This window comes from Rhizobium hidalgonense, assembly GCF_002914525.1.
GTDB classification, from domain to species: Bacteria; Pseudomonadota; Alphaproteobacteria; order Rhizobiales; family Rhizobiaceae; genus Rhizobium; species Rhizobium hidalgonense.
The window spans coordinates 268,224-290,358 of record NZ_LODW01000093.1; the positions used below are offsets into that span (position 1 = coordinate 268,224).

The 22,135-nt window shown below is 58.1% G+C and carries 20 protein-coding genes, 3 tRNA genes and 1 pseudogene; 17 read left to right on the forward strand and 7 right to left on the reverse strand.

Annotated elements, in window-relative coordinates; genetic code table 11:
• The first annotated feature begins 163 nt into the window (after positions 1-163).
• Positions 164-409 carry a zinc-finger domain-containing protein gene (locus ATY29_RS29155; RefSeq protein ID WP_003539274.1) on the forward strand — a complete coding sequence of 82 codons (246 nt, stop codon included), beginning with the start codon at positions 164-166 and terminating at the stop codon, positions 407-409.
• 28 nt (positions 410-437) lie between these two features.
• Entirely contained in the window at positions 438-1,592 is a 1,155-nt protein-coding gene (locus tag ATY29_RS29160; RefSeq protein ID WP_097533590.1) for an FAD-dependent monooxygenase, read from the forward strand.
• A gap of 11 nt (positions 1,593-1,603) precedes the next feature.
• On the opposite strand, the gene ATY29_RS29165 is transcribed toward ATY29_RS29160, so the two are convergent.
• A complete protein-coding gene (locus ATY29_RS29165; protein WP_025416096.1) occupies positions 1,604-2,794 on the reverse strand; it encodes a cystathionine beta-lyase in 1,191 nt (396 codons plus the stop codon).
• A gap of 360 nt (positions 2,795-3,154) precedes the next feature.
• Between ATY29_RS29165 and ATY29_RS29170 the strand changes: the two genes are divergently transcribed.
• From ATY29_RS29170 to ATY29_RS29185, 4 genes are all read left to right on the forward strand, one after another.
• Entirely contained in the window at positions 3,155-4,180 is a 1,026-nt protein-coding gene (locus tag ATY29_RS29170; RefSeq protein ID WP_003573407.1) for an amino acid ABC transporter substrate-binding protein, read from the forward strand.
• Positions 4,181-4,280: 100 nt separating this feature from the next.
• Positions 4,281-5,483, forward strand: a complete 1,203-nt coding sequence (locus tag ATY29_RS29175; protein ID WP_003573408.1) for an amino acid ABC transporter permease — start codon at positions 4,281-4,283, stop codon at positions 5,481-5,483.
• Position 5,484: 1 nt separating this feature from the next.
• A complete protein-coding gene (locus ATY29_RS29180; RefSeq protein ID WP_003573410.1) occupies positions 5,485-6,639 on the forward strand; it encodes an amino acid ABC transporter permease in 1,155 nt (384 codons plus the stop codon).
• An 18-nt stretch (positions 6,640-6,657) separates the two neighbouring features.
• Positions 6,658-7,431 (forward strand): amino acid ABC transporter ATP-binding protein, encoded by a 774-nt coding sequence (locus tag ATY29_RS29185; RefSeq protein WP_003573412.1) that lies wholly within the window; start codon positions 6,658-6,660, stop codon positions 7,429-7,431.
• A 61-nt stretch (positions 7,432-7,492) separates the two neighbouring features.
• On the opposite strand, the gene ATY29_RS29190 is transcribed toward ATY29_RS29185, so the two are convergent.
• Positions 7,493-8,149, reverse strand: coding sequence for a hypothetical protein (locus ATY29_RS29190; RefSeq protein ID WP_097533613.1), 657 nt, complete (start codon positions 8,147-8,149; stop codon positions 7,493-7,495).
• 502 nt (positions 8,150-8,651) lie between these two features.
• Between ATY29_RS29190 and ATY29_RS29195 the strand changes: the two genes are divergently transcribed.
• From ATY29_RS29195 to ATY29_RS29210, 4 genes are all read left to right on the forward strand, one after another.
• Positions 8,652-9,092 (forward strand): DUF3597 domain-containing protein, encoded by a 441-nt coding sequence (locus ATY29_RS29195; RefSeq protein ID WP_025416094.1) that lies wholly within the window; start codon positions 8,652-8,654, stop codon positions 9,090-9,092.
• Positions 9,093-9,270: 178 nt separating this feature from the next.
• Complete coding sequence (locus ATY29_RS29200; RefSeq protein ID WP_003573418.1) at positions 9,271-9,582, forward strand: hypothetical protein; 312 nt, start codon at positions 9,271-9,273, stop codon at positions 9,580-9,582.
• Positions 9,583-9,883: 301 nt separating this feature from the next.
• Positions 9,884-10,231, forward strand: coding sequence for a hypothetical protein (locus tag ATY29_RS29205; protein ID WP_080588197.1), 348 nt, complete (start codon positions 9,884-9,886; stop codon positions 10,229-10,231).
• A 94-nt stretch (positions 10,232-10,325) separates the two neighbouring features.
• Positions 10,326-10,658, forward strand: a complete 333-nt coding sequence (locus tag ATY29_RS29210) for a hypothetical protein (RefSeq protein WP_003573422.1) — start codon at positions 10,326-10,328, stop codon at positions 10,656-10,658.
• 328 nt (positions 10,659-10,986) lie between these two features.
• On the opposite strand, the pseudogene ATY29_RS38575 reads toward ATY29_RS29210, so the two are convergent.
• Positions 10,987-11,117 (reverse strand): annotated as a pseudogene (locus ATY29_RS38575) (IS6 family transposase); the annotation flags it as partial.
• A gap of 444 nt (positions 11,118-11,561) precedes the next feature.
• Here ATY29_RS38575 and ATY29_RS29220 point away from each other — a divergent pair.
• The gene (locus ATY29_RS29220; protein ID WP_097533593.1) at positions 11,562-13,634 is read left to right on the forward strand and encodes a right-handed parallel beta-helix repeat-containing protein; all 2,073 of its coding nucleotides are present in this window, start codon (positions 11,562-11,564) and stop codon (positions 13,632-13,634) included.
• A gap of 228 nt (positions 13,635-13,862) precedes the next feature.
• Here ATY29_RS29220 and ATY29_RS29225 read toward each other — a convergent pair whose 3' ends face one another.
• Positions 13,863-14,438, reverse strand: a complete 576-nt coding sequence (locus ATY29_RS29225; RefSeq protein WP_097533595.1) for a DEAD/DEAH box helicase family protein — start codon at positions 14,436-14,438, stop codon at positions 13,863-13,865.
• A 615-nt stretch (positions 14,439-15,053) separates the two neighbouring features.
• Positions 15,054-15,130 (reverse strand) — tRNA-Pro (locus tag ATY29_RS29230).
• Between the two features lie 654 nt (positions 15,131-15,784).
• On the opposite strand from ATY29_RS29230, the gene ATY29_RS29235 reads away from it, so the two are divergent.
• Together ATY29_RS29235 and ATY29_RS29240 are read left to right on the forward strand one after the other, a co-directional pair.
• On the forward strand, positions 15,785-16,090 hold the full coding sequence (locus ATY29_RS29235) for an ETC complex I subunit (protein WP_003573430.1): 306 nt from the start codon (positions 15,785-15,787) through the stop codon (positions 16,088-16,090).
• Between the two features lie 57 nt (positions 16,091-16,147).
• Positions 16,148-16,224 (forward strand) — tRNA-Arg (locus ATY29_RS29240).
• A gap of 64 nt (positions 16,225-16,288) precedes the next feature.
• On the opposite strand, the gene ATY29_RS29245 is transcribed toward ATY29_RS29240, so the two are convergent.
• Positions 16,289-16,777, reverse strand: a complete 489-nt coding sequence (locus tag ATY29_RS29245; protein ID WP_097533597.1) for a DUF192 domain-containing protein — start codon at positions 16,775-16,777, stop codon at positions 16,289-16,291.
• 1 nt (position 16,778) lies between these two features.
• Entirely contained in the window at positions 16,779-17,357 is a 579-nt protein-coding gene (locus tag ATY29_RS29250; RefSeq protein WP_003573434.1) for a cold-shock protein, read from the reverse strand.
• Between the two features lie 193 nt (positions 17,358-17,550).
• Here ATY29_RS29250 and gloA point away from each other — a divergent pair, with 193 nt between their 5' ends.
• The 4 genes from gloA to ATY29_RS29270 all read left to right on the forward strand — a co-directional run bounded on the left by gloA (position 17,551) and on the right by ATY29_RS29270 (position 22,021).
• Positions 17,551-17,991, forward strand: a complete 441-nt coding sequence (gene gloA, locus ATY29_RS29255; protein WP_097533599.1) for a lactoylglutathione lyase — start codon at positions 17,551-17,553, stop codon at positions 17,989-17,991.
• Between the two features lie 165 nt (positions 17,992-18,156).
• Positions 18,157-19,224 (forward strand): D-Ala-D-Ala carboxypeptidase family metallohydrolase, encoded by a 1,068-nt coding sequence (locus tag ATY29_RS29260; RefSeq protein ID WP_097533601.1) that lies wholly within the window; start codon positions 18,157-18,159, stop codon positions 19,222-19,224.
• Between the two features lie 198 nt (positions 19,225-19,422).
• A tRNA-Glu gene (locus ATY29_RS29265) sits at positions 19,423-19,497 on the forward strand.
• A 544-nt stretch (positions 19,498-20,041) separates the two neighbouring features.
• Entirely contained in the window at positions 20,042-22,021 is a 1,980-nt protein-coding gene (locus ATY29_RS29270; protein ID WP_133118167.1) for a hypothetical protein, read from the forward strand.
• Positions 22,022-22,135: the final 114 nt, after the last annotated feature.

A 22,135-nucleotide genomic window follows, 5' to 3' on the forward strand; every position in this document is an offset into this window, starting at 1 on the left:
CTTCCTTTTGGCGCGACCATAATCGAGCCGCCATTCGTCGTGAAGCCAAAAACTGTGGCTAAAACTGTGCCTAAAAACAGTGCGCACCGCGGCGCTTTGGCTCTACACATTTGCGGCGAACGCTTATAAGGTCCGCGCAGATTTCAAGCATTCGGAGAGCGACATGGCCGGCCACAACATTCCCCACTTCCAGAACGACGGCGGTCACCGGGTTATCGAAGTCGGCGTCAAGGAATTCATGTGCACCGGCGCTTCGGCCCCGTTCGACCATCCGCATATCTTCATCGACATGGGCGACGACAACGAGAAGGTCTGCTCCTACTGCTCGACGCTCTATCGCTTCAATTCCGCGCTCAAGCCCAGCCAGACCAACCCGGCCGGCTGCGTTTTCCATGTGAAGGCGGCCTAACCCGTCCAGATTTCGGATCGGACGGACAATGCCGGTCGAACATGCCGCCATCATCGGCGCCGGAATATCCGGACTGACCGCAGCGCTTTCGCTTTCGCGCCGCGGCATCAGCTCCGACATCTTCGAGCAGGCGGGCGAACTCACCGACATCGGCGCAGGCTTGCAGGTTTCGCCCAACGCCTCGCGCATCCTTGCCGAACTCGGTATCCTTGAAGGGCTGTCAAAGGTCTGGCTCGAGCCGGAGACGATCCGGCTGATCTCGGGCAGTTCGCTTCGCCAGCTGACGGCCGTGCCTGCAGGCACATTCGCGCGGCAGCGCTGGGGCGCTCCCTATGGCGTCCTGCATCGCAGCACATTGCAGAAAGCCCTGTTGGCTGCGGTCGAGGCCGATCCGCTCTGCCGGCTTCACCTTGGCATCCGGATGGAATCGAACCTGCCGGCTATCGGACGGGACGCCGATGTCGTCATCGGCGCCGACGGCGTCTGGTCGAAGCTGCGGCAATTCGTTCCGCGCAGCCCCTCGCCGCGGTTTTCCGGCAATATCGCCTACCGCTTCACCATTGCCGAAACCGAAGCGCCTGATTTCCTCGACCGGGCAAGCGTTTGCGCTTTCCTCGGCGGGTCGGCGCATCTTGTCTGCTACCCTTTGAGGGAGATCGCCAGCTTCAACATGGTGGCGATCACCGCCGGCAATATCGCGCCGCAGGCCTGGCAAAGCGAGGCGACGGCCGAGCAGCGCGCGCAGTTGTTCGCGCGTCTTTCCGGCTGGAATTCCACGATCGTCTCGCTGCTCGAAAGACACCAGAAGCTGAGCTTCTGGCCGCTGTTCGAAACGACATCAGGCACATGGCAGGACGGCCGCAAGACGGTTCTGATCGGCGATGCCGCGCATGCGATGATGCCCTTTGCCGCACAGGGAGCGGCCATGGCGATCGAAGACGGCTACGAACTTGCTGCGTTTCTTTCCGATCGCCCGGCGGCGGAAGCCCTTAAGCTCTTTGAAAGCCATCGAGCCCCACGCATCGCAAAACTTCGCCAGCGCGGCGCCTTCAACCGGTTTGCCTATCATGCGAAAGGACCGATCCGCATCGGCCGCGATCTCGTGCTCGGCCTCAAGCCGCCGCAAAGCCTGGCGACGGACCTCGACTGGATCTACGGCTACCGGGCTCTGCGTCTGCCATAAAGCATAGCATGTCAGACGGCGCTTGCGGCGGCAAAACCCCGTTCGATATCGGCTTTCAAGTCAACCACATCCTCGATGCCGATCTGCAGGCGGATCACCGCACCATCGGTCGGAGCCTTGGCGACCTTGCGATCATTGAGGTAGGCGTGCAGGGCGAGGCTTTCAAAGCCGCCCCAGGAATAGCCGAGGCCGAAAATCCTGAGCGCATCGAGGAAGGCATGCGCCTTTGCCCTGGATTTTTCCGGGCCATCGGCGGCGAGCACGAAGGAAAAGATGCCGCTGGCGCCCTTGAAATCGCGCTTCCAGAGATGGTGAGAAGGGAAACTCGGCAGGGCCGGATGCAGCACGCGGGCGACGTCCTCCCTGCTCTCCAGCCATTCTGCGATTGCGAGCGCGCTTTCATAATGCCGCTCGAGGCGCAGGCCCATGGTGCGCAAACCGCGCAGGATCTGATAGGCGTCATCGGGTGCGCCGCAGATGCCGAGCACGCCATTCGCCTCCTTCAGCCGATCCCAGTGCTCGGCGTTGGCCGATACCGTTCCGAGCAGGATATCGGAATGGCCAGACGGGTATTTCGTCGCCGCGTGGATGGAAATGTCGACGCCGTGATCGAGCGGCTTGAAATAGAGCGGCGTCGCCCAGGTATTGTCCATCATGACGACGGCGCCATGGCGATGCGCCACTGCCGAGATCGCCGGGATATCCTGCATCTCGAAGGTGTTGGAGCCGGGAGCCTCGGTGTGGACGAGCTTGGTGTTCGGGCGGAACAATGTCTCGATGCCGGCGCCGATCGCCGGGTCGTAATATTCCACCTCGACGCCGAGGCGCTTCAGCATCGTATCGCAGAAATGGCGGGTCGGGCCATAGACCGAATCAACGACCAGCGCATGGTCGCCGGCGGCGACGAAACCCAGGAACGGAATGGTGACGGCCGCAAGACCCGAGGGCACCAGGATCGTGCCGGCCGAGCCTTCGAGTGCATCGATCGCCTCGCAGAGCGCATCGGTCGTTGGAGTGCCGCGCGTTCCATAGGTGTATTTCTGCGAGCGCGTCTCCATCGTGCGCGCATTCGGAAACAGCACCGTCGAGGCATGCACGACCGGCGGATTGACGAAGCCATGATAGTCGAAAGGGTCGTTGCCGATATGGGTCAGCCGGGTATTGATCCCGGCGTTCTGCAGCACGCTGTCTTTGTCTTTCATGTCGGGAATAGCCTTTGGCGAGGGGTCGCAAAACCAGACTTTTGGACGCCGCGTCGTTTCCGGTCAACCCCTTGACGATGGATTGCAGGCGACACTCTCGGACGACAAAATTTGGATTTTCGCGTTATTTTTCCGCAATCGGACGCCTATTTCATAGTCAGCCGCCTTCGAATGCGGCGCAATCGACCAAAATTCTGAATTTTGCCGCAATTATTGATGGCGACACTTGACCATAGTGACATTTGCGACTGTGATAGACTCACTCGCGCCGGGAGGGTGTCGAGACACATGGGAGCGGCAGGTTTTTCCGCCGGGCCTCCCACAAGAAAAGATAAGACAACGGAAAAGGTTGGGAAAAAAATGAAGAACACGCTTCTGTCCGCCGCTCTCGGCGCAGCAGTTTTGGCACTTGGCGCTTCGGCCGCCTCGGCCACCACTCTCGGAGACGTCAAGGCGAAGGGTTTCGTTCAGTGCGGCGTCAACACCGGCCTTACCGGCTTTGCCGCACCTGACGCTTCCGGCAATTGGGCCGGCTTCGACGTCGACTTCTGCAAGGCCGTCGCTTCGGCCGTGTTCGGCGACCCCACCAAGGTCAAGTACACGCCGACAAATGCGAAGGAACGCTTTACCGCTCTGCAGTCCGGTGAAATCGATGTCCTCTCGCGCAACACGACCTGGACGATTAATCGCGACACCGCACTCGGCTTCAACTTCCGTCCCGTCACCTATTATGACGGCCAGGGCTTCATGGTGCGCAAGAGCCTGAACGTGAAGTCGGCTCTCGAACTCTCCGGCGCCGCAATCTGCGTGCAGTCGGGCACGACCACGGAACTGAACCTCGCCGATTATTTCAAGACGAACAATCTGCAGTACAATCCGGTCGTCTTCGAAAATCTTCCTGAGGTCAACGCGGCTTATGACGCCGGTCGTTGCGACGTTTACACGACCGACCAATCCGGTCTTTATTCGTTGCGTCTGACGCTGAAAAATCCGGACGAACACGTCATCCTTCCTGAGATCATTTCCAAGGAGCCGCTTGGGCCGGCCGTCCGTCAGGGTGATGATCAGTGGTTCGATATCGTTTCCTGGACGGCTTATGCGCTGATCAATGCCGAAGAGTTCGGCATCACCCAGGCAAATGTCGACGAGATGAAGAACTCGCCGAACCCCGATATCAAGCGCTTCCTCGGCAGCGAGGCCGACACCAAGATCGGTACCGATCTGGGCCTGACCAATGATTGGGCCGCCAACGTCATCAAGGGCGTCGGCAATTATGGTGAAATCTTCGAGCGCAATATCGGCCAGGGAAGCCCGCTCAAGATCGCACGCGGCCTGAATGCTCTCTGGAACAAGGGCGGCATCCAGTACGCACCGCCGGTTCGTTAATAGAACTTCGGCATGAAATCCGGGAAGGCGGCCAAGCCGCCCTCCCATCGTCAAAAGCAAAAAGAAAGCCCGAAAACGGGCACAAGGGGATTGGCGCGGCATGACGCATGGGGCTGTGGATAGAACACCTTTGCATGACACCGGCTGGAGTTTCCGGTCGGCAATGTACGACCCGAAATACCGGAGCATATTTTTCCAGGTTCTAACGATCGTCGTTCTCGTGGCGTTTGTGTGGTGGGTGGCCCACAACACGGCCGTGAACCTTGCCCGCAGCAATACGGCATCGGGTTTCGGCTTTCTGAGCGGTCGCGCCGGTTTCGAAATCGGCCAGTCGCTGATCGGCTATTCAAGCGACTCGACGTATGCACGCGCCCTTCTCGTTGGCATTCTGAATACCTTGCTGGTGGCGGTGAGCGGTATCGTCACGGCGACCATCATCGGCTTCCTGATCGGGATAGGCCGGCTGTCGCACAACTGGCTGATTGCCAAGCTCTGCACGGTCTATGTCGAAATCTTCCGCAACATACCGCCGCTGCTCGTCATCTTCTTTTGGTATCTCGGGGTTCTCTCCGTCCTGCCGCAGCCTCGCGAATCGCTGGCGCTGCCGTTCAGCATGTTCCTCAACAACAGAGGACTGGCCTTCCCGAAGCCGATCTTCGAGACAGGCATGATAGCAGTCGGCATCGCCCTGCTAGTTGCGATCGTCGCCACCATCGTCATGGCGCGCTGGGCCCACAAGCGCCAGGCCGCAACCGGCCAGCCGTTCCACACGGTATGGGCATCGATCGGGCTGATCGTCGGCTTGCCGCTGCTGGTCTTCGTTGTTTCCGGCTTTCCACTCACTTTCGACGTTCCGATCGCCGGAAAGTTCAACCTGACGGGCGGCTCCGTCGTCGGCCCCGAATTTATATCGCTGTTTCTCGCCCTGTCCTTCTATACCGCCTCGTTCATCGCCGAGATCGTTCGTGGCGGCATTCGCGGCGTTCCGAAGGGGCAATCCGAGGCAGCCGGTGCGCTGGGGCTGCATCCGTCTGGTGTGACGAGACTCGTCGTGGTGCCGCAGGCACTGCGCATCATCATTCCGCCGCTGACGAGCCAATACCTGAACCTGACCAAGAACTCCTCACTCGCCATCGCGATCGGTTTCTCGGATCTCGTTGCCGTCGGCGGCACAATCCTCAATCAGAGCGGTCAAGCGATCGAGATCGTGTGCATCTGGGGTATCGTCTATCTCAGCTTGAGCATTCTCACGTCGCTGTTCATGAATTGGTTCAATGCTAAGATGGCACTGGTGGAGAGATAAGATGTCGGTCGCCGATAAACCCTTCGTCAGAACGTCCATCCTTGCCGCCGAACCGCCGCCCCGTGGCGAGCGTGGAGCCGCCGCCTGGATACGCCGCAATCTCTTGGCAACCCCGAAAGATATCATCCTGACGATCCTGGCTCTTGCGCTGATCGCATGGGCAGTGCCGCATCTCGTCAACTGGCTGTTCATCCAGGCTGTATGGTCGGGGCCGGACCGCACATTCTGCGCGACGACGATCCAGGGCGGCATCCAGCCCGATGGCTGGAGTGGTGCATGCTGGGCCTTCGTCAGCGCCAAGTACGATCAATTTATCTTCGGCCGCTATCCGCTCGATGAGCGTTGGAGGCCGGCGATCGTCGGGATCATGTTCATTCTGCTGCTGGTTCCGATGCTGATCCCGTCGGTGCCGCGCAAGGGTTTGAACGCCATTCTTCTGTTCGGAGTCCTGCCGGTCATCGCCTTCTGGCTTCTTCACGGCGGCTTAGGCCTCGAAGTGGTGGACACCCCACTCTGGGGCGGCCTGATGGTGACACTCGTCCTGTCCTTTGTCGGTATTGCCGTCTCCTTACCCTGTGGAATTCTGCTTGCGCTCGGGCGCCGCTCGAAGATGCCGGTCATCCGGATGCTCTGCGTTACCTTCATCGAGGTCATTCGAGGCGTTCCGCTGATCACAGTTCTGTTCATGGCAAGCGTCATGCTGCCGCTCTTCCTGCCCACGGGCTGGAACGTGGACAAATTGCTTCGGGCGCTGATCGGTGTTTCGATCTTCACCTCGGCCTATATGGCTGAAGTAATCCGCGGCGGCCTGCAGGCGATCCCGAAAGGACAGTTCGAAGGCGCCGATTCGCTTGGCCTCGGCTATTGGCAGAAGACGCGGCTGATCATCTTGCCGCAGGCGATCAAGCTCGTCATCCCGAGCATCGTCAACACCTTCATCGGAACGTTCAAGGACACGTCGCTGGTCACCATTATCGGCATGTTCGACCTGCTCGGTATCGTCAAGCTGAATTTCTCCGACGCCAACTGGGCAAGCGCCGTCACGCCGATCACGGGTCTGATCTTCGCCGGCTTCATCTTCTGGCTGTTCTGCTTCGGCATGTCGCGCTATTCAGGCTTCATGGAACGCCATCTTGATACCGGCCACAAACGATAAGAATGAGGGAAAATAGTCATGGCTGAAGCTCCAGTTAAAAAGCTCACCGTTTCCGCAACGGAAGTTGCAGTTGATATCGTCAACATGAACAAGTGGTACGGCGATTTCCACGTGCTGCGCGATATCAACCTGAAGGTCATGCGCGGCGAGCGCATCGTTATCGCCGGCCCGTCGGGCTCGGGCAAATCGACGATGATCCGCTGCATCAACCGCCTGGAAGAGCATCAAAAGGGCCGCATTATCGTCGACGGCACCGAACTGACCAACGATCTGAAAAAGATCGACGAGGTGAGGCGCGAAGTCGGCATGGTGTTTCAGCACTTCAACCTCTTCCCGCACCTGACGATCCTCGAGAACTGCACGCTGGCGCCGATCTGGGTGCGCAAGATGCCGAAGAAGCAGGCCGAAGAAGTGGCCATGCACTTCCTGAAGCGGGTCAAGATCCCGGAGCAAGCTAACAAATATCCGGGCCAGCTCTCCGGCGGCCAGCAACAGCGCGTGGCGATCGCCCGGTCGCTGTGCATGAACCCGAAGATCATGTTGTTCGACGAGCCGACCTCGGCGCTCGATCCCGAAATGATCAAGGAAGTGCTCGACACCATGGTGGGTCTTGCCGAGGAAGGCATGACCATGCTCTGCGTAACCCATGAAATGGGCTTTGCCCGCCAAGTCGCCAACCGCGTTATCTTCATGGACCAAGGCCAGATCGTCGAGCAGAATTCGCCGGCCGAATTCTTCGACAATCCGCAGCACGAACGCACCAAGCTTTTCCTCAGCCAGATCCTGCATTAAGCTTGGGAACTGACGCCATTGAAAGACCCGCCGCCCTTCCGGTTCGGCGGGTCTTTTACGTTCAACGTAACGCTGACGCCTGCAGCAGGCTGCAGAGACCGGAAAGACCGGAATCGGAGCCGCCTGAGGCCGAGCCGCCCGGGGATGAGATATCAGCGCAACGGACAAGCATCTTGCGTTGCTCATTGACCGGCCTCGACCGGAAATCGTCCAGGATGCGAGCCTGCGATGGGCTGAAGTTGCCCTCAGCCGCGGATTTGTTGCTGCCGCCTGCCCCGCCGATGGTGAGATTGGCGTCGGCGCCGCTGCCGCGCCTGACCGAGGCTGTGGCGTCGGTATCAAGCCCATCGGAGCCGCCGATGCGTGCATTGAGATCAGCATTGATGTCGCGCCGGGCGCCGAGCCTGACATTGACGTTCGCGTCGAGACCATCGCCGCCGGCGGCCCCCGCATTGCGATCGGCATCAACGCCCCGGCCGCCGCCGGCATTGGCGGTCGCGTTACCATTGAGGCCGCTCGATCCGCCGACGGACGCATTGGCCCCGGCGCTGACGCCACTGCCGCCGCCAAGTGATGCCCCGACATCGGCGCTGACGGCCTTGCCGGCATTTACCGATACGCCGACATCGAGAGCGTGTACATCGCTTGCCGGCATCGCAAGCAGGGCGCAGGTGGATGCAAGCACCGCCAGCGATAGCCTACTGTGATTATGAGTCATTTTTTCCTCCGTTTCCATTCGCCGGGCGATTTGCCCGGCAATCGAAAATCGAGGAACGCGCGTGCCTTCGATCGTCTGGACGACTGCAGCCTGCAAGACATCCATGGCAAGGCAACGTGAGGAGATGACGAATGTTTCAAAGCACGGCACGGCAAGTCGGCTGAGCGGCGTCCAATGATCTTTCACGGTTATCGGAATACGAATTGGCAGCTCGACCGTGCCGAAAGCGAACATGTCTTACGGCGACCGGTGCATCGGCCCAGTATTTCTTTCCCGCGGCCGCGTAGAAATCTTCAGTGCCCGCAAGCAACGTGCAGCTCTCTATGCGATTGGGTGGCGATTGACCCTTTCACAGGATTTTGCAGATCGCCTGCACCTTGCCTCAGAGCCGGATTCCATCACTGATTGAGACCGCTAAAAATAACGCCCTTCCGTCTGGATATATCAGGCAGGAAGTCCATGTTTCAGCATGTTCTCATCTGATGGAACTGGAGGTTCAAGAATGGGCATTTTCGACAAGATCAAACACGCCATCTTCGGAGAAGCGAAAGCAGCCGAACCGATTGCATCAGGCGCGCCAAAGACGCAGCCCGCCCCGGCTCCCGCCTCGCCGTCGGCGGCGCCCAGTCCCGCGCCCGCGGCCTCTCCCGCTCAGAGCAAGCCGGCCACGGCCACGGCCTCAGCAAATGTCGATATCGTCCCGATCCTCGACGCGGCCGTGAAAAAGAGCGGCCAGAAACTCGATTGGCGCCACTCGATCGTGGACTTGATGAAAGCGGTCGGGATGGATGCGAGCATGGCCGAGCGCAAGGAACTTGCCGCTGAACTCGGCTATACCGGCGACACCGGTGATTCCGCAAAAATGAATATGTGGCTGCACAAGGCGCTGATGAGACGCCTGTCGGAAAATGGCGGCAAAGTACCTGCCGATCTGCTGGATTGATCGATGAGCGAGAACTGCCGGCGCTTCGCGACAGAGGTTCATCTGTCGCGGAGCGTCGGCAACCCCGGGCACACGCAACTCGGATCAGAGGCCATCAGTCCCCCTTGCCCGCAGGCACTGGAACCAATAACGTTCCGCTCGATTACTTCGATAATCGATCACGGGAGAATGAAATCCAATGAGATTGATGGCAGTCGTTGGCGTTGCACTTAGCTTGGGCTGTATTTCGGCCGCGGAATCTCCTGCAAACTATCAATCCTACAGCGGCATTCGCGTCGACACCGACCCGGTCCTCCTGGCTCGGTACGACAAAGCGCTCCGGTGGTGCGTGCCGGAGGCAGGTTCATGGCACCGCGGCTCACCGAATCCACGCAGCCTGCATTACAACGCGGCACTCCGAGACTGCCTCTATAGACGCGGCTTCGTCGACCGAGGCGTCTACGCCTACCCGATCCCCGAAGTTTACTTCGAGCATTTTCTGGATCGCTGAGAATAGTCTCAGGGCGGCCGTCACAGCCGGGGAATGCGAAAGCATTTGCCGGCATGCTTGTCGGGATGCTCACATCATTGGCGGCGAAATAAGGACGGAGCGATAACTCCCGGACGCTGCACAGTTGCTAACCGATCGCCGTGACGACCGTTGGCCTATCAGATCAAGCCCCCGCCCGCCGACGTGACCATGCCTGTTGAGGCGGCTGCCGCTCGCTCGTAAGCATTTTAGCTGTCCAGCTAATAGGATCGAAAGATGCTTCTGGCAAAAAGACAACTTAAACATTTAGTGGAGAAACTTGTTGTCACGGTTTTTGATAGCATCGATGGCGTTGGCTTTCATCGCGGATGTTGTGATGAACACCGTGCTTTGGCTTGGAGGATTAGACACCGTGATTTCGGTATCCTCCGGAGCACTCGAGATATTCGCAAGAATTATGGGTGAAGTCCTGGTCTTTTGGTTCTTTGCGTTCGCGGCCGGTTTTGTTTTTTTCTGGGCGGCGCGGAAATCATCCGTCCCCATCCTGAGTCTCGTCGCATCGTCCATTGCGGTGTGTCTCATGGTAACGGCGGCCCTCGTTGGAGCTTATCATCCGTCCGAGAAGCATCCAAAAATCAATTCGGACCTGCTCCGCAGCGCCTTGACGTAGATCGTCATGGCCAATTTCGCGGATGGTCTTTCCCGCTTCACGCGAATCGAAATAAACATCGGACGCCAATCATTGGATATTTAAGGGAATAATAATGCGCGCTCGTATCGTAACAGTAATGATTGCCATAGGACTTCTGACCGGCTGCGTGCCGACACGTCAGGACTATGATGCTTACGTCACATTGTTGCAGGGCAGTTCAAGGGCGAGAAGTGAGGCCGTGAAAGACTGCGCGAAAGGATTTGATGCAAACGGCCGTCGCGGCGCCGGAATTGTGACAAACGTTTCGGACAAGGACGCTCCGAGGGTTGCATGCGAGCGATTTGTTGCAGCCGTGGTTTCCGGCCGTCTCACCTATGACGACGTCGTCGACGTCAGACAGCACCGCTTTACTCCGAAGATCATCAGGATTTTCCAAGGCCGTTAAAACCGGATCGCTCGTCGGCTTTCGGTCTCGTCGTTGCAAGCCGTCGGCGACCTGCTCGGCACGCTGTTGTCAATCATGCCTTACGTATGTGTCGTTGCCGTTGTAAGTCGTATCGAGGACGGCCCTGGTAAGGCCGATGCTCTCGGAAGCGTCCGCTACCATTGATCCCCAGGACTGCCGGATGCGTATGTCGAGTTGGCGGCCATCACCGCTGCCATCCGACTTCAACAGGTGTCCCCATCCTTTAGCTGCGACCAGGACAACTCACAGGTCTGCGGCGACCGTCGACAGGCTTCTTTACACGCGGCGAGCAAAACCAGAGAACTTGCGAAACATCGATACCACGCTTGGCAAGCAGGATCTCGACATGACGCAGGCTCAGCGGAAACCGAAAGTATAGTCGCACCGCAGCCGGATGTTCTCTAGGGAAATGCGGTGCCGCCTGAGGCGCCGGGCAATGGGTTTGGCCCGAATCGACGACGGTCATTCCCTCCCTTTTCCATCTCGATCGGTGCCAATTGCAGGGCGAAACTGCGCAAAATTGTTAAATTCAGAAAAAAAATGACTATTCCGCTTTGACGGAAGGAATCCACTCACCCCCGCCAAATTTCTCCAATGTTTTCAAAAGATGCATTTCGCTATAGTTGCAGAAAGAATAATTCGCGGTAAGCGAGACATATATTGTGCCACATTTTGGGCGACTCGAAATTCACCAAATATTTCAAATCGTAACTTCAGATCGATTTGGATAATGTGGCAGGAATATGGCTATGTTTCTCAAGCACTTACTGTCGCGTTGCTGTTGCGCCCTCGAAAACACCGCCCTATAACCTGCCGCCGTAACCCCTGATTAACTAAAAATAGTAATCGGTAAAGACAACGCTAAGGTTGAGGAACAAGACAATGACGACATACTACGTAGCGACGACTGGCAGCGGCGGTGGTAACGGCAGTGCCTCCTCCCCATTTCGCACGATCAGCGACGCGATGGCGTCGGACCTTAAGCCCGGCGACGAGGTTGTAGTGCGCGCCGGCACCTATAACGAGTCGGTGAACATGTACAAGGATGGTTCGGCCGCCGGCTACATTACCTTGCGCTCGGAGGTACCGGGTGGAGCGGTGATCCACTCAGCATCGGGCGGCGCAAATGGTATCAACATCACTGCTAACTATGTAGCGGTCGAGGGCTTCGAGGTCTACGGGAGCGATTCGCACGGCATTGTTGGTGATGGCGTCCACCATGTGAAGATCGCCAATAACGTTTCCCACGACAACGGTGCGTCCGGCATCGCCTTCGCCGGATCCGACTTCATCACGATCGAAGGGAACGAGACTTACAAAAATGCGAGTGCCGGCTGGTTTTCAGGCATCTCTCTCTACCAGAACCGGAATATCACCGGGGCGCCGGACGATGGCAGCTTCCGCAACATCATCCGGAACAACATCTCGCACGACAACGTCACGAAGTCGGGTGCGCACACCGATGGCAACGGCATCATCATCGACGATTTCCAGAGCACGCAGACGAGCGGTCATCCGAACTACACATTTAAGACCCTGGTCGACAACAACCTCGTCTATGAGAACGGCAGCAAAGGCATCCAAGTTACCTGGAGCGACTCCGTCACGGTGAAAAACAACACCGCATACCACAACAATCAGGACCTGCTGAACGACGGCACCTGGCGCGGCGAACTCAGCAACGCGCAGTCGAGCAACAACACCTGGATCAACAACATCGCCGTAGCCGACCCGTCGGTGAACAAGAACAACACTGCGGTCGATAACACGTCGTACGGCGGCTATACCAACGCCAACGTCGTCTGGGCCAACAACAACACCTACAACGGCACGGCCGGCCAGGCCTCGGTCAATACCGACGGCGGCAACGCTATGCCGAGCGCGGCGAACGGCAACAAGCTCGGCATCGACCCGAAATTCCTGGGAGCAGCGAGCGACAACTTCCACCTCGGCTCCGGCTCGGCAGCAATCGACGGCGGAACCGCCAAATACGGCGTCGGCTCGGTCGACCTGGACGGCCACGCTCGCGTCGTTGGAACTGTCGATATGGGTGCCTACGAATCGGGCTCCAGCTCGACCCCGGGAACACCAACCACGCCGACGCAACCGACAACCCCAACCACGCCCACGGAACCGACAACGCCAACCACGCCCACGCAACCGACGACACCTACCACGCCGACGCAACCGACAACGCCAACCGCGCCGATAAAGGAATTCATCGGCACCAGCGGCAATGACATCCTGCCGCACACCGGTCAGTCCAACGGTGGCAACGAAACCTTCAAGGGTCTCGGCGGTAGTGACGTGTTGAAGGGCGGGGCCGGCGCGGACGTGCTCGACGGCGGTACTGGCAATGACACGGCCAGCTATGCGGGCTCCGACGCGGTCAACGTCAACTTGGCGACTAAGGTCGCATCGGGCGGCCAGGCGACCGGCGACAAAATCGCCAGCATCGAAAACTTGACCGGCTCAAGCTACAACGACGTACTGACCGGCGGCAACGGCGGCGGCAACGTTCTCACTGGCGGGGCTGGCGCGGACAAGCTGGACGGCGGCGCCGGCAATGATTTCCTCATCGGTGGAGCCGGGAAGGACATTATGACCGGTGGCACCGGCGAGGATACGTTTATCTTGAAGGCACCGACGGAAACCGGGTCCGGCTTGAACCGCGACGTCATCACCGACTTCCAGCACGGCATCGATAAGATCGACCTCTCGGCGATCGATGCGAATGGCTCTGCGGCGGGCAATGGAACCTTCCATTTCCAAGCACAGGAGAATGCCTTGTTCGACCACAAGGCTGGCGCGCTCGCTTGGCACTATGACGATCAGTCCGGAACCGCGAACGATGTTACCGTTATCCAGGCCGACACGAACGGCGACGGTGTTCATGACTTCGAGGTTCAGCTGAAGGGCCTCGTCCACCTGGGGGCAGGCGATTTTCTCCTGTAACTGTCCCCGTTGTGGCGGTCGTCCGATCGCCACAACACGCGGGCCGCAAAATCGGCTACTTCGGCGCGCGGATGAGGGAGCCCCATCCGCGCGCTGCGATTTTTCGGCAGGCGTCAGCCGGCCTTTCGGGCCGGCTTTGCGTAAGCCGATAGCTCGTCAGAACACCTCACCTCCCGCCGTCAGGCGCATCGACGATCGTAGCGCGAATAGAATCAACTCCGACGAATTTCAGACGGACAGGTCGCCAAGGACCTTTAGAATATGATCCCGGATCGCGATGGCCGTTTTTGCCGGTGATGCGGAAGTGACGTCGAGCACCAATGTGTTTGGGTGCAGTGGGTCGAAAACCCCCGCCCTCCGGCTGCGATCCCTCGAGGCTGCCACATCCGTGGATTTCAACCTTTCGCGTCGCTCGGGGTTCGAAACCCGGCGAGCCAGCTCCTCTTCGTCACACAGCAATCGCACCGGCACCAAAACTGCGTCGCAGGCTTCGGCAGCACCGGCGATCTGTTGAAAGGTACCAAGGCTCCGCTCATCACCCTCCAAGCCGGCATGCGTGAAAATGAAATTGGCGGACGGCGCATAAGCGGTGATTGCATCAAGGACGGTTTGCCGAACCCGACCTGTAAACTCCCATATTCCCTTTGGAAGCGAGGCCGTTCCATCCTCATCCAGCAGACGCAGGATCGGGTTATTGATCCAGTGGTTGTCGACAATTTTTGCCGAAACCATCGCATTCAACTCTCTCGCGATGGTCAACTTCCCAACACCCGGGAAGCCTATGAGCACGATTCGGACACCCATCTTTCGCGACGCCTATTGTCATGGACAGCAATCTCGCCTGAGAAATTCGCCATACATCCGCCTTCCATCGGATCGGACGGTTCGTGGCCCGCAGGGTCGCTTCCATCCTATTAAAGGGAATGGGATTTCACCAGCGTTTCTCGTCGATGGGCCGAGGCCAAAAAATCTATCCTCGCACGGATCAGGCAGAGCGCATGGGCGCCGCCATTTTTCCCCGCATTGAAAGTCCGAAAGGGTGGCATGTGTTCGATGTCGGCTCGACAGCGGAGGACACAGAGGATGGCTGACGTTTTGATGCCGAAGCGAGAATTGATTCTTAGCCTGGCCGCAGCTGTGTTCGCAGGCATTTATAGAGGACAGGAAGGGCGGCAGCGAACGAGAATGTGGACGTTGCGGCGCTTGCAAGCCTGAGGCCCGGAATGCCAATGAAAAAGGTCGCGGGGTCCGTGTGTGGGTGCATTGGGTGTCCGCCACAGAGCCCACGCCGCCCGCTTTCGAATGATCAAGATCCAAAACATGGAGCGACCGGGTGCGGATCCGAGATCAAGCCGCGGAGACACGACAATACGGCGCAACCAAACGGCCATTCTGCCTGGTGTGTGAGGCTCAGTTAAATGGTCGGAGTGGAGAGATTCGAACTCCCGACCCTCTGGTCCCAAACCAGATGCGCTACCAGACTGCGCTACACTCCGTGCCGTGGGCGGGAGATACACGGTTCACTTCGCCGTCGCAACCCATAAATCCAGCCCTGGGAGCAGATTTCCCGCCTGATATTTGGATGCATACAGAAAAATCGTGATGGGCTGCCATTCTGCACCTGTCGGCGTAACTAGGCGTCAGTAGAAGGCTGCCTCAGCCGCGTTCGAGTAAGCCGATATATTGGGCATAGCTGATGGCAACGTAAAAGAAAGCCGTAATGACAGCCCCTAGCACGATGGCGTTGAACTCGGCCGAACGTCTCATCATGACTGCAAATCCATTGAAATTGACTGAGCCGTAAATAGTACCGCGGGCTTGCCGCGGCAATCAGGTTGTTATCACAACATGAGACAGGCGGTAATATCGCGCAACCGGCCGGAACCCTTGGGCGTCAAGCGGCGGCTGGACACGGGGAGGATATCCGCAGCCGGCCTGTCCGCCGATATCCGTGTTTCGCAGCATCACCCTCGTCATCGTGATGGGATCGACAGCGCGTCGTGCGCCGCCTTTTTTCTTGAAAAGCCCAGGATTCGCGGATAAGCAAAATTCATCTCTTCGTGCTATCTCTAGCGACGAAGCAATCCCCGGCGACGGGAGTGAGACCATGAAAGGCGGGCGCTGCCCGCATAGTCGGAGACGCCGCAGTCATGTCTGCCAAGATCTATCGTCCAGCTAAGACCGCCATGCAGTCCGGCAAGGCAAAGACCCATCTCTGGGTGCTCGAATTCGATCAGGAGTCGCCGCGCAAGATCGATCCGATGATGGGCTACACCTCTTCCGGTGACACGCGCCAACAGGTGAAACTCACCTTCGAAACGCAGGAGTTGGCCGAAGCCTATGCCCAGCGCAACGGCATTGAATATCGCGTCATCGCCCCGAAGGATCCAGTCCGCCAGGTTGTCGCCTATCCGGATAATTTCCGCTATACCCGCACGCAACCCTGGACGCATTGAGTTTTCTCGTCCAGAACTGCCGCATCCGGTCGCGCTCCCTGAACGCGGCCGCCGGACGGCCCCTTAGCTCAGCTGGATAGAGCACCTGCCTTCTAAGCAGGTTGTCGCAGGTTCGATTCCTGCAGGGGTCGCCACTACCATCTCATATCTTGAAACTTTGGCAGCCGCTTTATGACCCGCATTGTCGGGTGCGCGCAGTCACTTCGCCTTCTTCGTCGTCGTGGCGCTGACGATCCTGTCGCCCGGTTTGATTCCGAGTTTGGCGGCGATGCCGGCGTTGAGTTCGACGACGTATTTCACCGGGCTCATCGAATCGATGATATCGCGCGAATAGGGCGTCGCGTTTTCCTTGATGTGGCGGATCGTGCCGGTGTCGTCGGCAAAAAGCATGTCGAGCGGCAGGATGGTGTTTTCCATCCACATGGTGACGCGCCGCGGTTCGTCGAAATCGAAGATCATGCCGGCATCATCGGCCATCACTTTGCGAAACATCAGCCCGTAGGCGCGCTGATCGGGGGTCGAGGCGATCTCGACGGTGAAATGCAGCACCTTGCCCGCCGCGGTCTGGATGAGCAGCGGCTCCTTGTCGAAGCGCATCTGCTCCTGGCCGAAAGCCGGCAGCGTGACCATGAAAAAAAGCGCCAGGAAGGCGCTTCTGATCACATGAAACAGGACTGGGTCACGCATATCAATGCGACCGGCTGGCCGGGCTCGGAATGTCGGGATGAATTTCCGCGGCCATCAGGCCCTTCTCGCCGTCTCCGAAGCGGACGAGCACCACCTGACCGGGGCGCAGTTCGGTCAGGCCGAAGCGGCGGAGCGTTTCCATATGCACGAAAATGTCTTCCGTGCCCTCGCCGCGCGTCAGGAAGCCGAAACCCTTGGTGCGGTTGAACCACTTGACCAGCGCCCGCTCGAGCCCGCTCGTCGCGGTGACCTGCACATGGGTGCGCACCGGCGGCAGCTGCGAGGGATGAACCGCAGTCGACTGATCCATCGAAAGGATCTTGAAAGCCTGGTAGCCGCGCTCGCGGCGCTGGATGAGGGCGACGATGCGCGTTCCCTCGAGGATCGTCTGGTAACCGTCGCGGCGCAGGCAGGTGACGTGCAGGAGAACATCCTGCATGCCGTTGTCGGGCACGATGAAGCCGAAACCCTTGGCGACGTCGAACCACTTGACGACGCCGGTGATTTCAACAAGATCGACCGCCTCTGCCGATAGCTCGTCAAGGTCGGAGTATTCGTTCGATGAAATCCTATCAGCCATTTCGCCAGCCCCTCGAATACGCGTCACACTGTTACGGTTAACTGATTCTTGAAATCAAGATTAACATCTTGGTAACGGATAAGCGCAAGTCCTAGTTTTCGGTTATTCCCAACTGCACATTTTATATCGATGACTTGCCCGAAGCTGACCTCAGCACGCCGAAAAAGCCAGACCCAATAAAGGAGTAGATAGAATGCGTTATCTCCATACAATGGTTCGCGTCAAAGACCTGGACGCCTCGCTCGCCTTTTACAGCACGCTGTTCGGCCTGGAAGAGATTCGCCGCCACGAAAACGAGAAGGGCCGCTTCACCCTGGTTTTCCTGGCCGCTCGCGACGATCTCGACCGTGCGCGCAGCGAAAAGGCTCCCTGCCTCGAGCTTACCTACAACTGGGATACGGAAGATTATAGCGGAGGACGCAATTTCGGCCACCTCGCCTATGAGGTCGACGATATTTACGCAACCTGCCAGAATCTGATGGACAACGGCATCACCATCAACCGGCCGCCGCGCGACGGCAACATGGCCTTCGTGCGCTCGCCCGACGGCATCTCGATCGAAATCCTGCAGAAGGGCAGCCCGCTGGCCGCCGCCGAACCCTGGGCCTCGATGGGTAATACCGGCGCCTGGTAAGGCTTTTTTCCGCAAGGCTTTTGCGAGGCTTGCGGCTTTTGCGATTTCGGGTCCGGCCGGCGCCTTGACGCTTGCCGCGATCCGGCCCCGCGGGCAATCTCCTGGCGACTCGAAGCGGAAGATGGCGGTTTTCGGCCATTCTCCGCATCAACGGGAGACTGTCGCTTGCGTAACATTGAGATGCGGATGCCCCTGACGGGCGCTTTGCTGATCGCCACTTCGGTGCTGGCGCTGTCCGGCTGCGCGTCGGACAAGAAGGCGCTCGATTCGGCCGCAGCGGTTCCGGCACCGCAGGCAGCCGCACCGCAGCTTGCCGCGGCGGCACCCGCAAGCCCCGCCCCACGTTCGGTCTACACGGATCCCCGGCTCGTCAATGTTTCCGGCGCTCAAGCCTCGCCCCAGACGATGACAGCGGATCCGAATGCCCCCGTCCCGCCGGCCGATCCGGCGGCGGCAGCGCCTGCCAATATCGGCGGGCTCGTGCTGCAGTCGACCCGGATCAACGCGCAGGCGATGAGCATCTTTTCCGAGCACCAGCCGGCGCCGCAGAACAACAGCACGTCGACGGTCATCCAGCCGCAGGCCTATGCACCGGTCCAGGGTGCAGCACCCGCGAGAAGCAGCGTCTACAGCCAGCAACCCGCATCAGGACAGCCGGCGGAGCCGGTGCTGCCGCAGCAATCCTCGCAAAATGGCAGCACACAGCTGGCGCCCGTCCAAACGGCGTCATTGGCGACGGACGGCAGTCCGGCCCCGACGATGAATGCGCTCTACAGCGCGCCGAAGCAGAACCTGCTCGGCAGCCTCTCCGGCCTGTTGCAAAAAGCGTCCCTGCCCGGCATGACGCGGATCGCGCCGAACGGCCTGCATGTCCAGAACGACAAGGTCGAGGTCGGCTGCTTCAAGCCCGAGCTGCTGAACGTGATCAAAACGGTCGAAAGCCATTTCGGCCGGCCTGTCATCGTCACGTCAGGCTATCGGGACGAAGAGCATAATCGCCTGGTCGGCGGCGCCGACGAATCGATGCACAAAAGCTGCGAAGCGGCCGACATCCAGATCGACGGCGTCACCAAATGGGATATCGCCGCCTATATCCGCTCCTTGCCGAACCGCGGCGGCGTCGGCACCTATTGCCACACGGATTCGGTCCATCTCGATACCGGCAAAAGTCGCGACTGGAATTGGGGCTGCGGCGGCAAACGCGCGCCCATGGCGACCGCAAGAGCGATCTGACGGCGGCCCGCTTTTCGCATGACGTTACGGCAGCGCGGCCGCGTCTTGTTAAAGAAACAACCGGCAGCCTATTGATTCAGCTTTCATAATCAGCCTTTCGAGCGCATTCGGATTTCTTGTCATTTTTTTGAAAGAAAACCGAAATTGCCGCTTGCGGGATTCAAAACGCCTGACTATAAGGGCGCCACCACGAAGGAAGCGCCCTTCGTCTATCGGTTAGGACACCAGATTTTCATTCTGGGAAGAGGGGTTCGACTCCCCTAGGGCGTGCCACTTTCTCTCCGCACAGAAGCCATCGCATCCGCTTGCATAAGCCGGTGCTCGCTCCTATTTTACTGAATTGCCTGCGCCCTTCGTCTATCGGTTAGGACGACAGATTCTCATTCTGTAAAGAGGGGTTCGAACCCAACACCCCTATTCGAAACGCGTACGCACCAGCCGTGGGTCTGTGTACATTGGGATTCCGAAAAACCGGGGGCTAGTACGGCATATCAATGCGATTCGCACAGGGTCCTTTGGACACTCACAGGAGCTGAAACTTGTACAGCTCTAAAACCTGAGTCTATAACTATTTTTCTTAACGATTAGGCTTGATTGAAGCGTTGTTTGCGAATAGCCTCGCTGCGCATTTCTCTAACAAAGAAAATGCTAGGTACAATTAGGAGGCTTGCTTGCTGCGCATTGTCAACAATTAGACTAATACACGCGAATCTTCATTGAGGCAATAGCGAATAGCATCGAATCCTTCGGGAAACGTCGCAGAACCTTCTCTGCGCGGCGGATGTTTCTTTGCCATATATACGATCGGAGCATTGACATGAACGTAGACGCGCCAGATGCGGTTCGAGCCTTTCCTCCGCAATGCAAGGCACTGATCGCCCGCCATAAGAGAACATATCCTTTCACCGATCTCGTACCGATGTACGGCTACGAAGCCTGCAGGCGGCTCGTTGGGTACTGGGAGAAGATTTACAACGACATCAACGAGGAGACCACCTACAACGAGTTCCGGTTGTTTAAGCGAATGCTACGAGATATCGCGCTCTCAGCCGATGACAGCGCGAAATCCGTTTTCGGTGCGTTGTCTAGCTGCAAACTGGTTCCACGGCCGTGGCTTAGCGATTACGTCGGGCGCCTACGTGCGCGCATGCTCGATCCAGATGACACCACATTCACCGACGCAGGTGGAAGTTCAGTTATCAAATACCTTGAAACCCTGCGGAATTGTCTGAACCGTTTTGCGATGCTGGATGTCCTACCGAGTGTAGAGTTGAGCACTCAGGGAATGTATGGCGACGATACAGAAGTAAAAACTCCATGCTTTGCGACGTTGTTGATAGAGGCAGGGCGCCTGAAACTCGATGGCGATAACGATCGCGAAAACGCGCTTAAGTTTCATATTGCGAATAGGACGGTGCTTGAAGCGCTGCGATCATCTCTGGTCGAGGTATTCAAGTCCGCTCAAGACCGGTTCGAAGAGCGCAACAGGCTCTTGGCCAACCCGAACATCCCGTCGCCCGGAATGATCGTGCGAGCAATGAGAGCGCGGGCAGCGCTTCGCGGAGCGCACGCTCGTGGAAAGAGAGGATTGGCAGATCTGTTGGAAGGAACTGAGGACTACGTTAGGGGCGTTGCTCTGCGTGCTTTCATCACCCTCTATCATCGGCGTAAGATTCCTGTATCTCGTTTCTCCCTCAACAGACTCTTGCAGGAAGCAGGTGGTGTCGAGTTTATTGCGAAGCTTGCTGAGCCTTGTGGAGACACGCTCATGGCAGCCGCAACCTTGGTGCAAATCGACACCGGCTGGGAAGCGTCTACTGTACTCAACATGGATCTCGATCCGTTCGTCGGGGAAATCAAGAAAAACAGCATCACGGTCCGTGCCATCGTATCCAAGAAAAACCGTGCACAGGGAAAGCTCAGGAATGCTGCTCTCGTTGATGCTGGGGGGGACGAAGACAATCCTGATCAAGACGCGAAAATCCTCTTAAAGCAGAAGGGAGCCATCACAGCGTATCAAGTCATCCTCGCGTATAAGTCGATGACCGCTGATATCCGACACCAAATCGCGGCGCGTCAATCCAACAAGCTTTGGTTGACTCGCGGTGCCCGCGGTCTGAACCGAGTGGTTTATGATGCATTCAGATGTTTCCTAGACCGGCATCAGGCACATACTATTTTGGGCGGCTTGCCGCTCACGCGCAGAAGCATAAAGCGGACGAAATATAACGTCGATGCAGAGAGCGATGTTGGCAACATCGGCTTAACTCGGGCCAAGGGCGATCATAGTAGTTCTAAGCTCGCCTTTGCATATCTGAGCGCACCCGCTGTCAGGGCGATTTTCAAGAACAAGATAAGAGAATACCTGCAGCAGATGGAAGCTGTCGTTTATGCGACAGTGGACGACCTTGCCGAAAAGTTGAAAATTCCCCTCGCAGACCTGAATCGCCGCAAACTGCTCGGCATCGATAACGGACTTGCCGCACTGCTCGCCGAGCCAAGAACGAAATCCAGCTCTCTTCAGGCCATCACTGCCAAAGCACAAACACTGAAACCGGACAATGCCGGACTGCGCTCGCTTGTCATAGCTGGTTTTGGTATCGACGCCAGATGGGAAGAAATGTCGACCAAGAATCCTCACCGCTTCCTAAGGGTATGGGTCCCCTGGATGGCGCTCATCCAGGCTATGGTTCAGAAAATCATGATCACACGCCATCGTGCAAAATTCCGGCGGGTGTTCGATGAAGTCCGTAAAGAGATAGACGCCGGCGCGCTGGCTTTACCTATTATTTGGTGACTATTTTGATGGCCTCTGTTTCTACCTCGATCATCCGGACGTCTCAGAGCCTGACCGAAAAAGAGTTGAGTGAAATCAGCCAGTTGTGATTCTGTTTGTTTGCTTAGGACGAAC